Genomic DNA, 20,693 nt, shown 5'->3' with positions numbered 1-20,693 from the left:
ATAAAAAAGCCCTCATAGAGAGGGCTTTATACTGGAATTACGGAAGATTATAAACCCGCAGCGCGACGTAACGCTTCTGCTTTATCGGTTTTCTCCCAAGTGAAGTTATCACCGGTACGACCAAAGTGGCCATAAGCCGCTGTTGGTAGGTAGATAGGTCTTTTTAGATCAAGCATTTTCACTAGACCCGCTGGGCGCAATTCGAAGTGCTCACGAACCAATTGAGAAATCAGCTCGTCGCTTACCTTACCAGTGCCAAAAGTATTGATACTAATAGATGTTGGCTCAGCTACACCAATAGCATAAGAAATTTGGATCTCACATTTGTCTGCTAATCCTGCAGCAACGATGTTTTTCGCTACATAACGACCCGCGTAGGCCGCTGAACGGTCTACTTTGGATGGATCTTTGCCCGAGAAAGCGCCGCCACCGTGACGTGCCATGCCGCCGTAAGTATCGACAATGATTTTACGTCCGGTTAAACCACAGTCACCCACAGGACCACCGATGATGAATTGACCTGTTGGGTTGATGAAGTATTTGGTCTCTTTAGACAACCATTCTGCTGGCAGTACTGGTTTGATGATTTCTTCCATTACCGCTTCGCGAAGATCCGCTTGCTTAACAGACGCACTATGTTGTGTGGAAAGAACGACAGCGTCGATGGCGCAAGGCTTGCCATTTTCATCGTAGCGGAAAGTGACTTGGCTTTTTGCGTCTGGGCGTAAGAAGTCTAAGGTGCCGTTTTTACGTACTTCAGCTTGGCGCTGCACCAAACGATGTGCGTAGGTAATAGGGGCAGGCATAAGTACATCGGTTTCATTTGTTGCAAAACCGAACATTAAGCCTTGGTCACCCGCGCCTTGTTCTTTTTCGCTGGCTTCATCGACGCCCACTGCGATATCTGCAGATTGCTTACCGATGGCGTTCATGACGGCACAAGATTCCCAATCGAATCCCATGTCTGAACTGTTGTAACCGATATCACGAATCACGCCGCGAGCGATCTCTTCGATGTCTACCCAAGCGTCCGTACGGACTTCACCGGCGACAAGCACCATGCCTGTTTTGACTAGGGTTTCACACGCGACACGTGCTTCTGGGTCTTTTTCAAGAATGGCATCAAGGATGGCGTCAGACACTTGGTCTGCAATTTTGTCTGGATGACCTTCAGAAACGGATTCTGAAGTAAATAAAGAATACTCTGACATGTTTAGGGCCTCTATCAAAAATGATGGATAAGCGCCAAACAGGCATAAAAAACCCGCTTAGCATTGAACGCAACTAAACAGGTGATACTGATTCTGTTTAGCTGCTTTTATATAGCGTCCGCAAGCCGAAACAAATCGACGCTGTAAGTGTGATAAATGATCTACTACCTAGGCCAAAAATTCAAGTTAACCGCGCCATATTAATGAGTAAATGGCGCTCTTTTTTGCTAGGATGGTTCAGAAGTTATGTTGTTTCGTTTTTCTTGCTTTATTTTGGTGCGTAAGCGACCAAGGGATTGCAAGACTAACTGCCAGCATAAGCCTATTTTTATTGTTCATTGAGCTATCAGGAGTGGAATAACAATGCCGTCTCGTAAAGAACTTGCTAACGCCATACGTGCTCTGAGTATGGATGCTGTACAAAAAGCTAACTCAGGCCACCCAGGTGCCCCAATGGGTATGGCAGATATCGCGGAAGTGCTATGGAACGATTTTCTAAAGCATAACCCAACCAATTCAAAATGGGCTGATCGTGACCGCTTTGTATTGTCCAACGGTCACGGTTCTATGCTGATCTATTCTTTGTTGCATCTTTCTGGTTACGACTTGTCCATCGAAGATATAAAACAGTTCCGCCAGCTGCATTCTAAAACACCGGGTCACCCTGAATACGGTTATACCGATGGCGTTGAGACAACGACTGGCCCATTAGGCGCCGGTATCAGTAATGCTGTAGGCATGGCGATTGCTGAGAAAACCTTAGCGGCTCAATTTAACCGCGAAGGGCACGTTATTGTTGATCACAATACTTATTGTTTCTTGGGTGATGGCTGTTTGATGGAAGGTATTTCCCATGAAGCCTGTTCATTGGCTGGTACGTTAGGCCTTGGTAAATTGGTCGCATTCTGGGATGACAACGGTATTTCTATCGATGGTCATGTAGAAGGTTGGTTCACAGACGATACGCCTAAGCGTTTTGAGTCTTACGGCTGGCACGTTATTGCCGGCGTTGATGGACACGATCCTGAAGCGATTAAAGCAGCAATCGAAGCGGCAAAAGCAGAAACCTCTAAACCAACATTGATTTGTTGTAAAACAATCATCGGTTTTGGTTCGCCAAATAAATCTGGCAGTCACGATTGCCATGGTGCGCCATTAGGCGATGCAGAAATCGCCGCAGCACGTGAATTTCTTGGTTGGAAGCACGCGCCATTTGAAGTGCCTGCTGATGTTTATGCTGGTTGGGATGCCAAAGAAAAAGGCGTATCCGCACAAACACAATGGGAAGCCTCTTTTGAAGCGTATAAAGTTGCTTTCCCTGAGTTGGCAGCAGAGTTTGACCGTCGTGTATTGAAAGGCGACTTACCAACTGATTTTGAAGAAAAGGCACAAGCTTTTATTCAAGAATGCCAAGACAAAGGCGAGAGCATTGCAAGCCGTAAAGCGTCGCAAAATGCCATTGGTACGTTTGGTGCTATCTTACCTGAATTGCTTGGTGGTTCTGCCGATCTAGCGGGTTCTAACTTAACGCTTTGGTCTGGCTCTAAAGGCATTCAAGACGACGCAGCTGGTAACTACATCTACTACGGTGTGCGTGAGTTTGGTATGAGTGGCATTATGAATGGTGCGTCTCTACACGGTGGTTTTATTAACTACGGTGCGACCTTCATGATGTTTATGGAGTACGCTCGCAATGCGGTACGTATGTCTGCTTTGATGGGCATTCGTAACATTTTTGTTTATACCCATGACTCTATTGGTCAAGGTGAAGATGGTCCTACGCATCAGCCAGTTGAGCAACTAGCTAACTTGCGTATGACGCCAAATATGTCGGTGTGGCGTCCTTGTGATGCAGCAGAAACTGCGGTTTCTTGGAAAGCCGCAATCGAACGTCGTGATGGCCCAACATCATTGATCTTCTCTCGCCAAGGTTTACCTGCACAAGCACGTACGGCTGAGCAGTTGGCAAATGTTGCGAAGGGTGGTTACGTTCTACAAGATTGTGCTGGCACGCCAGATTTGATCTTGATGGCGACAGGGTCTGAAGTTGGTCTTGCTATGTCTTCTGCAGAAGCATTAACAGCTAAAGGTACGAAAGTACGTGTTGTTTCTATGCCTTCTACCACGGTGTTTGATGCACAAGATGCTGACTACAAAGCGTCTGTATTACCAAGTAATGTGACTAAACGTGTGGCGATTGAAGCTGCGCATGTGGACTTTTGGTACAAATACGTTGGTTTTGACGGCGCAATGGTGGGGATGTCTACTTTTGGAGAATCTGCCCCTGGTGGTGCTCTGTTGGAGTATTTTGGCTTCACTGTCGACAATGTTGTCGCAACAGCTGAAAAATTGTTATCTGCTTAAACGTAGAATCTAACATAATAGGCGCGCCTTTTAGCGCGCCTATTTTTTCTTATTTTTTTATGAAGAGCCGATAGAAGGTTCTTTATTGTGATGAAGTAGGGCTATGTTACGAGTTGCTATCAATGGTTATGGTCGCATAGGGCGTTCTGTACTACGGGCTTTATATGAAAACGACTACCGCGACCATCTTCAGGTTGTGGCGATTAATGAACTGTCTGATATCGAGACAATCAGTTATCTTACGCGCTATGACACCACTCATGGTCGCTTCCCTAAACCTGTTAGTATTAGTGAAAACAGTCTAATTGTAGGTGATGATAAAATTCGTTGTTTTCATTGTGAAACACCGGAACTACTAGATTGGGCGTCGCTAAATATTGATATGGTATTGGAATGTTCTGGCAGTTTTTCTGAACGTAATAGTGCCCAAGCCTATTTGGATGCGGGCGTTCCGCGTTTGCTTTTATCTCAGCCTGCCGCTTCAGATGTGGATGCCACCATTGTTTTTGGTTTTAACCAAGATCAAGTGAAAGCCAATCAGAGGATTATTTCGGCCGCGTCTTGTACAACAAATTGCTTGATCCCCGTATTAGATACGATTAAGGAATTTACGGGTATTGAGCACGGAATGGCGCAAACAATACATTCTGCTATGAACGATCAGCCAGTTATTGATGGCTATAACCCTAAAGATCTACGTCTGACTCGTTCTGCGCTTAGTTCCATCATACCTGTCAACACGGGGCTATCACGCGGCATCGCACGCTTAATGCCGGACTTAGAGGGAAAGGTAGGGTGTAACGCAGTTCGAGTCCCAACGCTGAATGTTTCTGTGATAGATCTAGTTTTGCGTACAGAAAAAGCAGTGACGAAGGAAGAAATTAATCAAAGGCTGCAGCAAGCGGCAAGCTTAAAGTATGCTGGCTTGCTTGGGTTTACTAATGAGCCTCATGCGTCTGTGGATTTTAATCATGATCCACGTTCAGTGATCGTTGATGGTACACAAACGCAGGTTATTGATGGTCGTATGGTAAAGCTATTGTGTTGGTTTGATAATGAATGGGGCTATGCCAACCGTATGTTGGATGTGGCCAAATATTGGGCTGATGTCATCATCAGGTAATGCTCTAGGGTTCGCTGTGTAGAATTCTATAAATGACGAGGAAAGTGTGCATGACCGTAATTAAAATGAAAGATGTGGATCTCGCGAATAAGCGAGTATTGATTCGTGAAGATCTTAATGTGCCAGTGAAAGATGGAAAAGTAACGAGCGATGCTCGTATTTGTGCTGCCTTACCTACATTAAAACTAGCTTTAGCCGCGGGCGCGAAAGTTATGGTTATGTCTCATTTAGGCCGCCCTACGGAAGGCGTATACGAAGAAGAGTATTCTTTGCTACCTGTCGCTAAGCATTTGTCTTCTTTACTAGGTCAAGATGTTCCTTTGGTTAAAGATTGGTTGGACGGTGTAGACGTTGAAGCAGGCCAACTTGTTTTAGTTGAGAATGTGCGCTTTAACACAGGCGAAAAAAGTGATGACGAAGCATTGTCTAAGAAAATGGCGGCGTTATGTGATGTCTTTGTAATGGACGCATTTGGCACCTCTCATCGTGCTCAAGCATCAACTCATGGTGTGGCAAAATTCGCGCCGATTGCTTGTGCAGGTCCATTGCTTGTCACCGAGCTAGAAGCATTAGAAAAAGCGCTGGCTAATCCTGCTCATCCGATGGCAGCCATTGTTGGCGGCTCTAAAGTGTCGACTAAGCTTACTGTGCTTGAAACATTGTCTGATAAAGTTGATCAGCTTATTGTTGGTGGTGGTATTGCGAACACCTTCCTTGCTGCTGCAGGTTTTCCAGTTGGTAAATCTTTGTACGAAGAAGACTTGATTCCACAAGCTAAAGCCTTGATGGCAAAAACCAGCATTCCACTGCCTGAAGATGTTGTGGTTGCAACGGCGTTTTCACCGGATGCCGAGGCGATTATTAAAGACGCTAAAGATGTTGGCCCTGATGATATGATTTTAGACATAGGACCAAAAGCCGCTGCCGCGTTTGCAGCCTTGTTAGAAAATTCAAAAACGATTATCTGGAATGGTCCTGTTGGCGTTTTTGAATTTGATCAGTTTGGTAGTGGTACTAAAGCATTAGCTATGGCGATCGCGAAAAGTGAAGGCTTCTCTATTGCTGGCGGTGGTGACACATTGGCCGCTGTTGATAAATATGATATTACAGATCACGTGTCTTATATTTCAACTGGCGGCGGTGCATTTCTTGAATTTGTTGAAGGAAAAGTACTTCCTGCGGTTGCGATGTTAGAGAGCCGCGCGCAAGGTTAGTATCAAAATACGACCAGAAAATGTCTGTTATAATAAAGGCGTAAAGCCAATCACGCTGACCGGATCTTTATGATGATGAGTCGGCGGATAATAAAACTAGAGTGACTAGCTCGATACCTGTGTCGAGGATGACAATAACGATAAGGCGTAAGCCAAATGCACTCGTGCATATAAAAAATTAAATAACCAGAGAGTTCGCCATAACTCCGTCCCTTATGATGTGCATAGGGGATTATTGTCAGAGGAAAATCTTTATGCCTTTAATTAGTATGCGTCAATTGTTGGATCACGCTGCTGAGCACAGCTACGGTCTTCCTGCTTTTAATGTGAATAACATGGAGCAGGTTAAAGCTATTATGGAAGCCGCGAATGAGGTGAATTCTCCTGTTATCATGCAAGCCTCTGCAGGGGCTCGTCAATATGCAGGGTCTCACTTCCTTCGCCACCTTATCTCTGCAGCAATTGAAGACTTTCCGCATATTCCTGTCGTTATGCATCAGGATCATGGTACGTCTCCTGCGATCTGCCAACGTTCCATCCAACTTGGGTTCTCATCCGTTATGATGGATGGCTCTCTAATGGCTGATGGGAAAACGCCAGCCAGTTATGATTACAACGTTGATGTGACTCGTCGTACGGTTGAGTTTGCTCACGCTTGTGGTGTGTCTGTTGAGGGTGAGTTGGGTGTACTTGGATCGCTAGAAACGGGTGAAGCTGGTGAAGAAGATGGTGTTGGCGCGGCCGGCATTTTGACCATGGATCAAATGCTAACCGACCCACAAGAAGCAGTAGATTTTGTTAATGCAACGGGCATTGATGCGCTAGCGGTAGCCATCGGTACGAGCCACGGAGCGTACAAATTCACTCGCCCACCAACAGGTGACATCTTAGATATCGAGCGCATCGCGAAGATTGTTGAATTGCTGCCTAATACACACATTGTATTGCATGGTTCTTCTTCAGTACCGCAAGACTGGTTGGAAATCATCAATGAGTTTGGTGGTGAGATCCCAGAAACTTACGGTGTGCCTGTTGAAGAAATCGTGAAAGCGATTCGTTACGGTGTTCGTAAAGTGAACATAGATACTGACTTGCGCTTGGCGGCAACGGGTGCGATTCGTCGTAGCCTTGCAGAGCATAAAGGCAACTTTGACCCTCGTAAGTATCTAACCGAAAGCATCAAAGCCATGAAGGCGGTTTGTATTGACCGTTACGAAGCCTTTGGCTGTGCTGGACAAGCGTCTCGTATCCAAACGATGGATCTTGAAGAGATGGCAGTGCGCTATGAGCGTGGTGAGTACCTAAACGGTCGCAATTTTTAATCGCGATTAATGCCTGAAGGCGAGCCTATGGAAATTGTTTTGTACTTTTTATCAGATAATTGAAAAAAAGTGTTGACCAGAAAAATGATTTGCCTATAATGCTCGCCATTCCTTGCGGGAGTGGTGGAATTGGTAGACACGCTGGATTTAGGTTCCAGTGCTTCACGGCGTGAGAGTTCGAGTCTCTCCTTCCGCACCATATTTAAAAAAAGCTGACTTTATGTCGGCTTTTTTTATGTCTAAAATTTGCCTATTTGGCAATTCATTCGTATTTTCTCTGGCGATCGCTTGTGTTGCTTTGTGATACCGCTTATCTTTTTTGTTGCGTACTCTTAATACGGCTTCTTAATCGAAGCACTATCGGATCTAATAATGCGACGACTCTCTTTCAGGCTGTTTTTAATCGTTATTATGAGCTGGCTTATGCCCCTTTATGCGGCGAATGTGCAGCCGTTTGTCATGGACAGTGCTCATTTTTACGCGTTATATCCTGGGCAATGGTCGTTAAGTGAGAAGTTTGCTGGCACGGTTAATTCTCCACCTATCCCCCTCAAAATCCAACAGCGCCGACCTATACAGATATCCATCTTGCTATCTGATCAGACTAAGTCGCCAAAGAACCGCTCCTTATTAAGCGCTTTTAATCATCGTATGAAAGAATTAAAGATTAACTATCGATTGGACGTTCTTTATGGAAAACGTAATCACTATGATGCGGCAGAATACGATAAGTTAAAACAATCTCGGCCTGACTATTTAATTATTACAGATTTAGATCTAGTGCAGAGTCGTTACATCGAGAAAATGTTACGGGATGATCGCACAAAAATTATTTTTTATGGCATGTCGACCCCACTAACTAATTGGCAGAACCATTCACCATTTATGTACATAGGGTTTGACCAAGTAAAGGCTGTGGATTCACTTGTTAGTTATCTTCATCGTCAGTTGCCTTCAACTGCAAGGGTTGCAGCATTTGTAGTGGATTCAGGTTATTTAGGTGATAGGCGGTGTAATACTTTTTTGGACGCTATGGCTAAGGAAAACCGATCAATTCAGCTGGTTCAAACTATGCATAATGATAAGCAGAGTGCCTTGAAATACGCCCAAGTATTGCTAAAGAAAAAATCAATCGACTTTATTTTTAGTTGTACACAAAATATTTCTGATGGTGTAGTTACGGCGATAAAAGAAAGCTCATCAAGTATGAAAGTACAAACCAATAGCTGGGGACTTTCTAAGGATGAAGTGGCTAATTTAAAGAGCCATCTTGTGCTCGTGAGTACTTTTTTTGCATGGGATGATTTAGCGATTGCTGCGGCTGAAGCCATAAAAAAAGGTATGGAAGGAGAGACTGCGCCAGAACTCTATATTGCACGGGCGTCACTTGTGTCGACTGACATTGACCCTGAAAGTTTGAATTTAATGATGCAGCGAGTTTTTCGTTACTCTGCGGTGGTTTTGTGAAGGAAGTCATCAACCTACAGCAGCGGGCTTTTTATAAAGTATTAATGCTGTTTATATTAACCTTTTTATTGACGGGAGCCATTTCTATTGTGGCTGTCGATAGAGGTATTCGTAATGACGCCAAAGCAAATTTAGCGGTTCGAATACAAGTGGTTGAACAAGTGTTTAATGATTATTTGACTCGTGCTGAGTATGAAATGGGTTATATCAGCCAAGATTTAGTATTGAGTAACTACCAATCAGGTGACGAGCTCAAGATGTTGTTTTCGCATCATGAAATACTTTTTTTTGGTGGATTGGATTTCTTCTACATTGATTGGTCTAAGCGCAAAGGTGCTACAGATCCAAGGGCTCGAGTGTATACCCAAGATAAGTTACCTACATTGTTATCAACGGGGAAGATTAATCATTGGGTGAAAGTAACAACGGATGACGATGCGATACTTCTAATGTACAAGAAAAAGATCGTATCTAGGGATCGTGTTCTTCTTGGGTATCTTTATGGGTTTATCTCTTTAAACAATAATCTTACGCTTTCCAGTGAGTTGTTAGATGGGGCTGAGTCTGATCTAGTACAGGTTTATGATCGTCATACTGATGCTTTGCTATTGAAAGAAAGCCAGGTGGGCTTCGATCCATCTGACAGTGTTGTATCTACTACTCGTGATATGAAAACGCCCGTTTATGGCAGTAAATTCCGGATTAGTATTGCTAAGCGAATGCCCATAACTGAGGTGATGATATCTTCTTGGTTGCGTGTATTGCTGCTTGTGTTTTCAGTCTTAGCGGTTTTATACGTTTTTTTGATTCTTCTGTTCAAGCGCCTCGTATTCGCCCCATTGAGTATGATCGCTAAGCAACCTGAAAATGATCAACTGGTGTTTACCGAGTTAGAGCCTATTCAAACGAAGAACCTTCAGTACCGAAGTTATTTAGACGCTAAGGAAAGTCGCTTTCAGCTGTTATTAGAGTCGACTCATTCTGCCATTATCTTTTGTAATGAAATGGCTGAGGTAAAAGAAATTAACCGTGAAGCAATGCAATTATTCCCTCAGTATGAACATTCACGGACGGTGTTTGATTTCATGCCTATCTCTTGCCATCAAGCGATTCAAGAGGCATTAAAAGGAGGGATCGGTGTTTCATTTGAGCTGACTATTGCGCATATCAATGGGATCTACCATTGGCAGGCCTATTCCTTTATGAACGAAAATTCATTTAGAAGTATTGTGCTGGTTGGTCGAAATACGACGCAAGAAAAGCGTCTGTCTTGGCAGCTCGAACAATTGAAGCCATCTTCTTTAGATTTAAGTCGAAGGTTGGAAGTTGATATGTTGCTCAATGAAATGACGCAGTTATCTCAGTTGCCATCTTATTCGCCTAAAGGTTATGTGCAAGGCTGGATCGGTTTAGTGTTGACTATCCTTGAAGGGGCTCAAAGTGAAGTTGAAGATGCTGAGCTTGAATCTATAGGTCATGTTTTTAGTTGCGAAAGCTCTCATGTAATGCAAGTTTTAGGTCTAGATGTCGGCATGATTAGAATTGATTGCGGCGTAGAGTCCGGCGCCGTTGAGATCTCGGCGAACGCTTACTTTAAGATGCTGCTTCGTCTCTCTGTTATGATGTCGGTGACAAACGCCATGGAAGATAGAAGCATTTCACTTCGATTTGATCAGGGAATGCTAGAAATTGTAGTGAGTAATGACATCTTATCTCGACCTTTCTTTAACTGGGCCTCGACAATTATTATTAAGCAGCTCGGTGGTCAATTTCATAAGCTACGCAGCAACGCATTAAAGATTCATGTGCCATTTCAATCATACGTCCAAGAAGTGACTGCGTTGCCTGATGATTTGATCGTGGCTTGGGTCATAAATGACTATCCTAATTCCGATAGAGTGCAAGAAAGCTTAGTGCGTTTGGGCGTGCAATTAGAAACTTATTTATCGAGTGATGACTTTTTCATGCAGGCCACGGCCGCACCGCATTTCGATGCTGTTGTTATAGGGTGTCATAGGGAAGTAGATATTCAGCGGGGTATGACGAAAAATTTAGAAATTCAGCACAATCGAACTGAGCTTCCAGTAATTTGGTTGAATTCCACTCCCCAAGAGACCGATGCACACGATGTCTTTTCTGTTACGGGTTGTGTGTTTGATTATAATCTGCAGCAAGCGATTGCTAAGGCTTCTCAGCGAGCGGCTATTGTACCAACTTATTTAGGCGAGCAAGGATTGGCTTGGGTTATTGTGGGTGGTAGCAGAGTGGCTAAAGCCATTTGGTATGCTGAATTAGAGAAAAAATCTGTTATGTCTCAGTGGTTGGCCGACTTATCTGAGTATGAGGCCTTTTTGCCGTATCATTCAGATATCGTCATTATTCTTTTAGAGCCACAGGTCAGTAGTTTGTTACTTCGTATACAGGCTAACTATCCTAAGGTGCGTTTTTTTGCGGTGCAAAAGTGGCCTAACCAGCCAGACAATGTCACACTTTTTGAAATGAATACCCCTTATTCAGGGGAACAAATAGATGCGTTGAAAGAATTTATTCAATGCTAAACGTCTGTAGGAGAAATAAATGAGTAAGGTGATTGGTTTAATCGGTGCAATGGATGAAGAAGTGACCGTTATTAAATCTTGGATGGACGATGTGCGCAAAGAGAGTGTTGCGGGTTGTGATTTTTTCATCGGTCAGTTTGAGGGAAAAGACGTGGTGCTTCTGCAATCTGGCATTGGTAAAGTCAATGCGGCTTTGTCGACCACGCTATTGCTGTCAAAATTCTCTCCAGAATACGTTATCAATATTGGCTCTGCTGGTGGTTTTGCAGAAGAGCTAAGCGTAGGAGATGTGGTGATTTCCGATCACGTTGTACATCATGATGTTGATGTGACCGCGTTTGGCTATCCTATGGGTCAAGTACCAAGCATGCCAGCTACTTATGAAGCGGATGCGGTATTGATCAAGCAAGCGCAAGCTGCTGTCCAAGCGGTTAACCGTGTCAAAGCCAAAGTAGGCTTGATTGGTACGGGTGATAGCTTTATGAATGACCCAGTGCGAGTAGAAGCGGTTAGAGCGTTGTTTCCGAAAATGATTGCCGCTGAGATGGAAGCGGCGGCGGTTGCACAAGTGTGCTTTAAATTTGGAACGCCTTTTGTTGTTGTTCGTTCATTGTCTGATATCGCGGGTAAAGAGTCGCCTCAAAGCTTTGATGAATACCTGAAACTAGCGGCAGAAAACTCCTCTTTGATGATTCAGCAAATGCTTAAGGCTGATTAGTTAGATGGCATATTGCAAGGACGCTATTCTTCTGTCAGGTTGTCTTCTATTGTCTTCTTCGGTCTTTGCGGAAAAGAGTGGCGACAGCGCTAACTATATAGGTGAAAACCACCAGGTGTCGCAAGAAGAAAGCGACAGCTGGTGGCAAGCGACGCATCAATCGGTATCAGAAACAGTAGGGAGTTGGTCTCGTAATATAGACGCCTTTTTATCTGGTAATAACAGTATCCAATCTAATGAAAGTTATGTACGGATGCGGTTTGGCCCAATATTCAGTAGTGATGGCGTCGATGGTTTCTTCAATTTTAATGCTCGTTTAAAGTTACCTAATACTAAAAATAGGCTGCGACTTGTTATTGAGTCGGATGGCGATAATTTGACGAACGATAATAAAACCAGTGAAGCGACACGAGACAGCAGCGTTGTTAATTCAGCGGTGAAATCAAATGTGTCAGCGGCAGTGCGTTATATCAAAAAGAGTTGGGGGGCTGATTTTGACAGTGGTGTGTTGCTAGAATTTCCTTTAAACCCTTTTTTACGGGCACGATTTTCCCAAGGACATGAGTATCAACAGTGGCGATGGTATCAGCAGGAAGAGGCTTTCGCTTACTATAGTGAGGGGACTGGACTACGTTATAAGTTAGGGTATGCACATCAACTGGGTGATACTTTTCAATATGGTGGTCGTTTTGGTTCTACATGGCTTGCCCAAGATGATGAGATTTACTATCGAGAAGATTTTTTCCTCAGTCAGGCGCTAAATGATAAAAATCGACTCTTATACCAGCTTAGTTTTTTGCAAGCCGAAGGAGGAGATACTGGAGGCGATAGCGTTTTGTATTTTGTGGACTACAGTCGTTTGTTACATAAAAATTGGCTTATTGGGCATGTTAAGCCACAAATGACTTACCAAGAAGATGAGAATTACCGTGGTGAATTCTCTCTCACATTGTCTTTAGAAATACTTTTTGGTGACTCTTATTTAGCTCATAAGTGAGTTCGTATGCATAGATAGAGAGTAGTGATTAGATTTGTCTGGTTGGAACTCGTATAATGCCGCGCCTACTGTGGTGAGTTTCCATCGTTTTTAAGAGAATGTGTCATGAGACCGGATCAAATCCAACCTGAATTGTACGAAAAGCAGCTTGAAGAAAAACATACAGAGCTGACTCGATTAATGGCCGACTTGTCATTACCTGATCTGGAAATATTTGCTAGTGAGCCGATTCACTATCGAATGAGAGCCGAATTCCGTATTTGGCATGAAGGCGATGATTTGTACTATGCAATGTTTGATTCGACCGACCCAAGAACGCCAATTCGAACGGATCAATTCCTAGCAGCGTCGACTCTTATTAACGAATTGATGCCTGCATTGATTAATGCTGTACGAGATGTTCCTGTGTTGCGCCACAAGTTATTTCAAGTGGACTTTCTCACGACTACCACAGGCGAAGCTTTGATCAGTCTGCTTTACCATAAACCAATTGACGATGAATGGAACCAAGCAGCTCGTTTAATGAGTGACGGGTTCCCTGCTTGTCATTTTATCGGTCGCAGTCGTAAGAAAAAACAAATTCTGACCCGTGATTTTGTCATGGAAACATTGACCGTACATGGTCAGAAATTTCATTACCAACAAGTAGAAAATAGTTTCACTCAGCCGAATGCTGGTATCAGTGAAAAAATGTTGGAATGGGCGCTTGATGTGACCGAAGGTCTGTCTGGTGATTTGCTGGAAATGTATTGTGGTAACGGTAACTTTTCTATTCCATTAGCGCGTCGATTTGACCGTGTGGTGGCCACAGAGATATCAAAAGTATCGGTAAACTCTGCCCAGCTAAACATTGCAATAAATGGAATGAGCAATGTTCAGGTCGTGAAAATGGCCAGTGAAGATGTATCGGCCGCGTTGAACGGCGAAACTGAGTTGCCGAAGACCTTATTACAAGCCGGTGTCGATGCCTTGTCGCCATCTGTTGTGTTGGTAGATCCGCCACGAGCAGGGTTAGATGACGCGACGGTTGAGTTGATTCGTAAGGTTGATCGCATTCTTTATATTTCTTGCAATCCTGAGACCTTGAAGGCGAACTTAGAAGCGCTAGCGAGCACTCACAAAGTGGTTCGCTATGCCATGTTTGATCAGTTCCCTTATACGCATCATGTGGAAACAGGTGTTTTCTTAGAACGCTTAGAAAGCGAGTAATCATTGAGAAGGGGGCTTTTTAGTCCCTTTTTTATTGCCTAAGTAGCGTTGTTGTTTTGTTCGCTCTTTGAACAATGCGTAGCAAAAAAGAAAACGGCAGTTTGTATTAGTTTTGCTCTTAACATAATGAAAGACATTCCAGTATCTTTAATACGACACATAATGTTCTGTGGTAACATATTTAAGTGAATTTCCCCCCCACCATAATAGAGAAGTCGAACGAGCCATGAGCAACACCTCACTAGACAAAAACAAAATCAAAATTTTATTACTAGAAGGCGTGCATCAGTCTGCATTAGATGCGTTCCATTCCGCTGGTTATACTAATATTGAATACCATAAGACGGCGCTTGCTGAAGAAGAACTTATTCAAAAAATTTCAGAAGCCCACTTCATTGGTTTACGCTCTCGCACACAATTAACAGAGAAAGTACTGTCGCATGCCGATAAATTAGTAGCGATTGGTTGTTTCTGTATTGGTACGAACCAAGTTGATTTGAACGCGGCGAGCGAGAAGGGCATCGTTGTTTTTAATGCACCTTTTTCAAATACTCGTAGTGTGGCTGAATTAGTGCTTGCTCAAGCTATTTTGTTGTTGCGCGGCATTCCAGAAAAGAATGCGGCTTGTCATCGCGGTGGTTGGATTAAATCTGCTGTAGGCTCTTTTGAAACTCGCGGAAAACGTCTTGGTATCATTGGTTACGGTAGTATCGGAACGCAGTTAAGTGTTTTAGCCGAATCCCTTGGTATGGACGTATGTTTCTACGATATTGTAACAAAACTACCATTGGGTAATGCTCGTCAAATCAAGAGTTTAAATGAGCTGCTTTCAGTTTGTGATGTTGTGAGTTTGCATGTGCCTGAAACGAACTCCACAAAAATGATGTTTGGTGCTAAAGAAGTGGCAAAAATGAAGAAAGGATCCATCTTCATTAATGCTTCTCGTGGTACGGTTGCAGATTTAGGCGCCGTGGCTGATGCTATTAAGGCTGGAAATCTTAGTGGAGCTGCGGTTGATGTATTCCCAGTTGAGCCAAAAAGTAACACTGAAGAATTCGTTTCCCCTTTACGTGGTTTGGACAATGTTATCCTGACACCACATATAGGTGGTAGCACCATGGAAGCCCAAGAAAATATTGGCATTGAAGTGGCTGAAAAACTGATTAAATATTCGGATGTGGGTACTACGATTGCAGCGGTTAATTTCCCTGAGGTGGCGCTACCATCACAAGCGGACAATTATCGAATTCTGCATATTCATGAAAACCGCCCAGGTGTGTTGTCCAAAATTAACGCTATTTTCTCTGACAATGACATCAACATTACTGGTCAGTATTTGCGAACCACTGAAAAACTAGGCTACATGGTAATGGATGTGTCTGCAGAGGCTGGTGAAATGGCTCTTGAAAAGTTAAAAGAAATTGATGGAACCGTTAAAGCGCGCGTTCTATTTTAACGAGTCATCTACCTTTTATGTATTTAAAAACCAGCTCCTTTGCTGGTTTTTTTTTGTCATTTTTCTATCATTGATGTTCGTTATTTGACATAAAGGCAGATCTTTTAAAAGTACTCTTTGATTGTAAGTTGATTAATGTTTGTATTCGAACCGCTAGCTCTCTGGCTGTAATATGTGTAAATATATAGGAATGATCAAGAAATAAATTGTATTATACTGAAAGGCGTCCATTTTTTGATCATATGCGACCTATTTAATAACAGCCGTCTTTTATTGGTAACATGGTTGTCATTATTTTGTATTATGTTTTTATTGACCACTCGTTTAATAAAGAACACGTGTCGCGTAGGCGTCTGTTTAGTTTAAAGGCGTTATGTAAAATTCTGAAAGTCAGACCATAATTGCACTAATTACTAGGAGCTCTAGAATGACCTTTTCTCGTCGCCAATTTATAAAAGGTGCTTCCGTCGCAGGCGCGGTTGCAGCCACACCCTTTACTATCAATCGAGCTATTGCGGCTAATAAAGAGCTGCGTATTTATGCTTGGGCCGGATACATCACAGATGAAATGCTGTCTGATTTTAAAGCCAAGACAGGCATTAATGCCACATTCACACCTTACGGTACCAATGATGAGTTGCTGAACTCGTTACGAGCTACTGATGGAACTGGCTTTGATATCATCATGCCAACGGTCGACCGTGTACCTGGTTATGTTGATTACGGTTTGGTCCAGCCACTTGATCAAACGCGTATTAAATGGGATGGCTGTTTAGATAGCGCTATTACAGGCTCTGAAGTTGGCGGTGTGGTGAAAGGTGAGCGTTATTTCGCACCATCAGATTGGGGAACAGAGGCGATCGCTTACAATAAAAATGAAGCCAAAGTAAGCAAAGACCTTAGCTATGGTGACCTATGGCTACCTGAAAACTCAGGTGGTGTCACCGTTCGGGGGCATTCTGCATTAGTTGGTATTGGTTTGTGGTTAGAAAAACAAGGAAAGCTACCTTTCCCTCTGTTGGATTCATACAAAACTGAAAAAGCAATGCGTGCTAACTTTGATGTTATTTTAAAAACAGCGGTTGAACATAAGGGCTCTATTGCTCAATTTTGGTCGACTGAAAATGAGGCGCAAGGTGCATTTCTGACTAATGGCGCTATCATTGGCCAAACTTGGGATAGCACAGCCTTCAAATTGAGTGGCGAAGGCGAACCAGTAGTTTTCCGTGCTCCTAAAGAAGGCGCGTTAGCATGGATGGAAGGTTTTGTTATGCCTAAAAATGCTAATAATGTTGATTCTGTTTATGAATTCATTAACTGGTATTACACGCCCGAATCTGGCGCTATGTTTGTGAAAGCGACAGGTTACAACTCTACGGCTAAAGGGGCAGAAGCTTTATTGCCACAAGCCACTAAGGATTTCTTTAACTCATCATATAGCAAACAAGATCTTGCTAACTTGTGGTGGTGGCCAATTCAAGAACCTTGGTATGTTGCACTTCGTAATGAATATCAAGACCGTTATTTGTCTGCGTAAGCAAATAGCAAGGCCCCTCGCAGTGGTTGCGCTGCGAGGGGCTTTTTTATTTTAGGGTCTTTACTTATAACAAATAAATGAGAGGTAATATGGATAGCAGTGTTCATCTAGATAATGTCGTTATGGAGTTTGGTGATTTTACAGCGATTCAAAAAACTGACTTAAAAATCGAGTCTGGTGAGTTTTTTAGTTTTCTTGGGCCATCTGGCTGCGGTAAAACGACTATATTGAACATGATTAGTGGTTTTTTAGATCCTACTCAAGGGGATGTAAAAATTGGCGGCCAAAGTATGCACGGTGTCCCCGCTAACAAACGTCCAACATCGATGATTTTTCAAAACCTCGCTTTATTTCCATTAATGACCGTAGCCGAAAATATTGAGTTTGGTCTGGAAGTTCGTGGTGTTTCGAAAGGTGAGCGAAAAAAAGCGTCGGACAGGCTTTTAGAGTTAGTTGCTTTAGAAGGGAGTGCCGCTAAAAAAGTGACTGAGCTTTCAGGCGGACAACGCCAGCGTATTGCTATTGCTCGGGCGTTAGCTGTTGAGCCACAAGTGTTATTGCTCGATGAGCCTCTTTCTGCCTTAGATCTAAAACTGCGTCAACACATGCGCACTGAGTTAAAAGAGATACAACGTAAAACAGGCATTACTTTTATATATATTACTCATGACCAAGGTGAGGCTTTGACCATGTCTGATCGAGTTGGCGTTATGTCGGCTGGGCGCCTCCAACAAGTTGCGGATCCTATTACTTTGTATCGTGATCCACAAACTTCTTTCGTAGCGTCATTTGTTGGTGAAAATAACAGTATTGTAGGTAAGGTTTTGAGTATCAACAATGGTATTGCTGAAATGGATTGTGGGCCATTGGGGCATTTATGTGGCCGAGTTCAGGGTGCCGTGAAAATTGGAGATCAAGCTACTGTCTTCATTCGCCCGGAGCATTTACGCTTAAGTGCAGAAGAAAACATGCTAACCATTCCAAGTGTAATAGAAGAAGTCAATTTTGAAGGTTCGTACCTTACTTTAAATGCTAATACCCAAGCAGGGAGTAATTTGGCTATTCAGTTAGAGTCTCGCCAGTATTCGGAAAGCTTAATGAAAGGCGCAAATGTATCGCTATCTTATAATGTTGAAGATGCGATTATTTTAGGAGAAAGTGCTCATGTTTAACCAGCTAAAAGCCCGCTTTGGTAGTGGGCTAGCGGTCGGTGTCATTGGCATGATTGCTATTTGGATTATTGGGTTGGTAGTGCTTCCACAGTTATTAATGGTGGATTACTCATTTCGTCCTAATCTGCTTCCTGTCGATATTGGTGGCCCAAAAGATATTTACACATTGGCTAACTACAACACTTTATTTACGAATGAAATACACCTTAAGATTTTCTTTAAAACGATTTGGTCTAGTGTGTTAGTTACCTCTATCACTTTGTTAGTTAGTTATCCAATTGCTTTTTATCTGGCAAAAGTCGCCACTCCTCAAAAAGCGGCATTGTGCTTGGTGTTATTGATTATTCCTTTTTGGATCAATGAAATACTACGCACTTTTTCTTGGTATATCATTTTGGCATATAAAGGTCCTTTGAATGCCTTGTTGCTTTCTTTGGGTTTTATTCAGAGACCAATTCGGTTTTTATCTGGAGATGGTGGTGTTCTTATTGGGATGGTGTACGCCTATATTCTGTTTATGATTTTCCCCATTTATAATGCCATTGAAAGCTTAGATAGTAATCAAGTTAAGGCGGCCCGTAGTTTGGGAGCCGGTTGGATTCGTACCCATTGGCGGGTTGTTATTCCTCATGCTAAGCCTGGGATCGCTACTGGCTGTATTATGACGTTTATGTTGGCAGCGGGTAGTTATGCAGTGCCTTCTATATTGGGGTCACCAGGGAGTCGATGGTTTACTCAGATTATTTATAATTGGTTCTTTGAAGGGGGTGACTGGAATCAAGGTGCCGCCTATGCATTCTTGCTGCTGATCATCTGTATTGGCTTTATTGCTTTGGTGATGCGAGTCTTTAATGTAGGTTTGGGGGACATTGCAAAATGAAGTCTGAAACAATTATGCGGCTTGGTGTTCGTTTCTATATTGGGGTCTTTTTCTTATACTTATTCACGCCGCTCATTATTATGGGTTTGGCGACGTTTAATAATAGCCGCTTTCCAACCATCTCTCCATGGAAGGGAGCGACCTTAAAATGGTTTAAGGCCTTGGCACAAGATGATCAAATGTGGCATGCCTTGTGGATTAGTGTAGTTGTCGCGATTGGTGTTCTACTGGTTGCAGTACCTATCGGTATTTGTTGTGCGTTGTTTCTTTCGACGGTACAAGGTAAAGGTAAGACACTATTATATGCAATCATGATGTCTCCATTATTAACGCCGGGCGTTATTATTGGTATTTCTACATTGATCTTTTGGAAACGATTCTCGGTGACTGGCGGTATTATGCTGACGGTGATTGCACAAACTACTTTTATTGCAGCCTATGTGATGTTGATGGTTTTAGCTCGTTTGCAGCGCTTTGATCGCACTTTAGAAAATGCGGCGCTGAGTCTCGGAGCAACCCAATGGCAGGCATTTCGTCGTATCTTATTGCCATATCTTAAGCCGGCGATAATTTCCGCAGCGGGTATTGCTTTCCTTCAGTCTTTTGAGAACTACAACACGACGTTGTTTGTAAAAGGTTACGATACAACGTTAACCGTGTATATCGCTTCTAAAGTGAGAACGGGACTAACACCTGCGGTAAATGCTTTAGGCTTGGTGATGATCTCTATTACCGTGATTTTTGCTATCGTATATGAAGTTAAGCGCCGACGAGAACAATCAATAAAGTCCTAAAACGTCAAAGCTTGACTGGATTCACTATAAAAAGCCCATTATTTGTACAGGTAATGGGCTTTTTTGTTGGTTAATTGACCTATCTATCGTTTCTTTTAAATTAATCGCGATAAAACCACTTTTTTCTCGAAAAAGGGTTGCACTAAATCTGTAGATCCTTAATATACGCCCTCGCTGACACGGACAACGCTTCACAACAACGAAGACGATGTCTAGCTTACTAAGTAAGCCAACAAGTCAGCACGCTCTTTAAAATAGATAATCAGATAATTTGTGTGGGCGCTCGCTGGAGTCTTCAGAAGATCATCGCCGTTCGGTTTTACCGGAAGGTAGTTGATCAAAAAAATTGAAGTCTTACGAGAGTCTACACGGCAATCGCTTTATGTTGGTTTGTTGCTTAGGTGACGAATCGATTAAGTTATAGTTAGTGTAATACGATTTGAGTGAGCAAGTTCTTTAACTGAAGAGTTTGATCATGGCTCAGATTGAACGCTGGCGGCAGGCTTAACACATGCAAGTCGAGCGGAAACGATGTAGCTTGCTACAGGCGTCGAGCGGCGGACGGGTGAGTAACGCGTAGGAATCTGCCTAGTAGTGGGGGACAACATGTGGAAACGCATGCTAATACCGCATACGCCCTACGGGGGAAAGGAGGGGATCTTCGGACCTTT

15 protein-coding genes, 1 tRNA gene, 1 rRNA gene and 1 riboswitch are annotated in these 20,693 nt (G+C 43.1%); of the genes, 16 read left to right on the top strand and 1 reads right to left on the bottom strand.

Going from position 1 to position 20,693, the window contains the following annotated elements:
- Nucleotides 1-47: 47 nt before the first annotated feature.
- Nucleotides 48-1,211 carry a methionine adenosyltransferase gene (gene metK, locus V6259_RS00085; RefSeq protein WP_341582847.1) on the bottom strand — a complete coding sequence of 388 codons (1,164 nt, stop codon included), beginning with the start codon at nt 1,209-1,211 and terminating at the stop codon, nt 48-50.
- Nucleotides 1,212-1,287: 76 nt separating this feature from the next.
- A riboswitch (SAM riboswitch) is annotated at nt 1,288-1,363 on the bottom strand.
- Nucleotides 1,364-1,574: 211 nt separating this feature from the next.
- Here metK and tkt point away from each other — a divergent pair.
- The 16 genes from tkt to V6259_RS00005 all read left to right on the top strand — a co-directional run.
- Nucleotides 1,575-3,575: a transketolase gene (gene tkt / locus V6259_RS00080; RefSeq protein WP_341582846.1), complete on the top strand. Its 2,001-nt coding sequence runs from the start codon at nt 1,575-1,577 to the stop codon at nt 3,573-3,575.
- 103 nt (nt 3,576-3,678) lie between these two features.
- A complete protein-coding gene (locus V6259_RS00075; protein WP_133012533.1) occupies nt 3,679-4,698 on the top strand; it encodes a type I glyceraldehyde-3-phosphate dehydrogenase in 1,020 nt (339 codons plus the stop codon).
- Nucleotides 4,699-4,748: 50 nt separating this feature from the next.
- A complete protein-coding gene (locus tag V6259_RS00070) occupies nt 4,749-5,912 on the top strand; it encodes a phosphoglycerate kinase (protein WP_133012532.1) in 1,164 nt (387 codons plus the stop codon).
- A 254-nt stretch (nt 5,913-6,166) separates the two neighbouring features.
- Entirely contained in the window at nt 6,167-7,234 is a 1,068-nt protein-coding gene (gene fba, locus V6259_RS00065) for a class II fructose-bisphosphate aldolase (RefSeq protein WP_341582845.1), read from the top strand.
- Between the two features lie 114 nt (nt 7,235-7,348).
- Nucleotides 7,349-7,433 (top strand) — tRNA-Leu (locus V6259_RS00060).
- A gap of 224 nt (nt 7,434-7,657) precedes the next feature.
- Nucleotides 7,658-8,701, top strand: coding sequence for a substrate-binding domain-containing protein (locus tag V6259_RS00055; protein WP_341582844.1), 1,044 nt, complete (start codon nt 7,658-7,660; stop codon nt 8,699-8,701).
- Nucleotides 8,698-11,259: a hypothetical protein gene (locus V6259_RS00050; protein ID WP_341582843.1), complete on the top strand. Its 2,562-nt coding sequence runs from the start codon at nt 8,698-8,700 to the stop codon at nt 11,257-11,259. The genes V6259_RS00055 and V6259_RS00050 overlap by 4 nt, the downstream gene beginning before the upstream one ends.
- A gap of 19 nt (nt 11,260-11,278) precedes the next feature.
- A complete protein-coding gene (gene mtnN, locus V6259_RS00045) occupies nt 11,279-11,977 on the top strand; it encodes a 5'-methylthioadenosine/S-adenosylhomocysteine nucleosidase (protein WP_133012528.1) in 699 nt (232 codons plus the stop codon).
- Nucleotides 11,978-11,981: 4 nt separating this feature from the next.
- Nucleotides 11,982-12,974 carry a hypothetical protein gene (locus V6259_RS00040; RefSeq protein ID WP_341582842.1) on the top strand — a complete coding sequence of 331 codons (993 nt, stop codon included), beginning with the start codon at nt 11,982-11,984 and terminating at the stop codon, nt 12,972-12,974.
- 105 nt (nt 12,975-13,079) lie between these two features.
- On the top strand, nt 13,080-14,183 hold the full coding sequence (trmA, locus tag V6259_RS00035) for a tRNA (uridine(54)-C5)-methyltransferase TrmA (protein WP_341582841.1): 1,104 nt from the start codon (nt 13,080-13,082) through the stop codon (nt 14,181-14,183).
- Between the two features lie 226 nt (nt 14,184-14,409).
- The gene (gene serA, locus V6259_RS00030; RefSeq protein WP_341582840.1) at nt 14,410-15,639 is read left to right on the top strand and encodes a phosphoglycerate dehydrogenase; all 1,230 of its coding nucleotides are present in this window, start codon (nt 14,410-14,412) and stop codon (nt 15,637-15,639) included.
- A gap of 427 nt (nt 15,640-16,066) precedes the next feature.
- Nucleotides 16,067-17,176 (top strand): extracellular solute-binding protein, encoded by a 1,110-nt coding sequence (locus V6259_RS00025; protein WP_133012524.1) that lies wholly within the window; start codon nt 16,067-16,069, stop codon nt 17,174-17,176.
- Between the two features lie 89 nt (nt 17,177-17,265).
- A complete protein-coding gene (locus V6259_RS00020; RefSeq protein ID WP_341582839.1) occupies nt 17,266-18,348 on the top strand; it encodes an ABC transporter ATP-binding protein in 1,083 nt (360 codons plus the stop codon).
- Nucleotides 18,341-19,228, top strand: coding sequence for an ABC transporter permease (locus V6259_RS00015; RefSeq protein WP_341582838.1), 888 nt, complete (start codon nt 18,341-18,343; stop codon nt 19,226-19,228). The genes V6259_RS00020 and V6259_RS00015 overlap by 8 nt, the downstream gene beginning before the upstream one ends.
- Nucleotides 19,225-20,022: an ABC transporter permease gene (locus tag V6259_RS00010; protein WP_133012521.1), complete on the top strand. Its 798-nt coding sequence runs from the start codon at nt 19,225-19,227 to the stop codon at nt 20,020-20,022. The genes V6259_RS00015 and V6259_RS00010 overlap by 4 nt, the downstream gene beginning before the upstream one ends.
- Before the next feature lie 457 nt (nt 20,023-20,479).
- A 16S ribosomal RNA gene (locus V6259_RS00005) occupies nt 20,480-20,693 on the top strand; the annotation flags it as partial.

This window comes from Marinomonas sp. TI.3.20, from assembly GCF_038155025.1.
Lineage (GTDB): Bacteria > Pseudomonadota > Gammaproteobacteria > Pseudomonadales > Marinomonadaceae > Marinomonas > Marinomonas flavescens.
Note: the sequence above shows the minus strand (reverse complement) of the source record. Positions and strands in the feature narration are given on the sequence as shown.

Coding starts and splice junctions, on each gene's coding strand:
- metK (WP_341582847.1), bottom strand. CDS start 1,211: ATGTCAGAGTATTCTTTATTTACTTCAGAATCCGTTTCTGAAGGTCAT.
- tkt (WP_341582846.1), top strand. CDS start 1,575: ATGCCGTCTCGTAAAGAACTTGCTAACGCCATACGTGCTCTGAGTATG.
- V6259_RS00075 (WP_133012533.1), top strand. CDS start 3,679: ATGTTACGAGTTGCTATCAATGGTTATGGTCGCATAGGGCGTTCTGTA.
- V6259_RS00070 (WP_133012532.1), top strand. CDS start 4,749: ATGACCGTAATTAAAATGAAAGATGTGGATCTCGCGAATAAGCGAGTA.
- fba (WP_341582845.1), top strand. CDS start 6,167: ATGCCTTTAATTAGTATGCGTCAATTGTTGGATCACGCTGCTGAGCAC.
- V6259_RS00055 (WP_341582844.1), top strand. CDS start 7,658: ATGCCCCTTTATGCGGCGAATGTGCAGCCGTTTGTCATGGACAGTGCT.
- mtnN (WP_133012528.1), top strand. CDS start 11,279: ATGAGTAAGGTGATTGGTTTAATCGGTGCAATGGATGAAGAAGTGACC.
- V6259_RS00040 (WP_341582842.1), top strand. CDS start 11,982: ATGGCATATTGCAAGGACGCTATTCTTCTGTCAGGTTGTCTTCTATTG.
- trmA (WP_341582841.1), top strand. CDS start 13,080: ATGAGACCGGATCAAATCCAACCTGAATTGTACGAAAAGCAGCTTGAA.
- serA (WP_341582840.1), top strand. CDS start 14,410: ATGAGCAACACCTCACTAGACAAAAACAAAATCAAAATTTTATTACTA.
- V6259_RS00025 (WP_133012524.1), top strand. CDS start 16,067: ATGACCTTTTCTCGTCGCCAATTTATAAAAGGTGCTTCCGTCGCAGGC.
- V6259_RS00020 (WP_341582839.1), top strand. CDS start 17,266: ATGGATAGCAGTGTTCATCTAGATAATGTCGTTATGGAGTTTGGTGAT.
- V6259_RS00015 (WP_341582838.1), top strand. CDS start 18,341: ATGTTTAACCAGCTAAAAGCCCGCTTTGGTAGTGGGCTAGCGGTCGGT.
- V6259_RS00010 (WP_133012521.1), top strand. CDS start 19,225: ATGAAGTCTGAAACAATTATGCGGCTTGGTGTTCGTTTCTATATTGGG.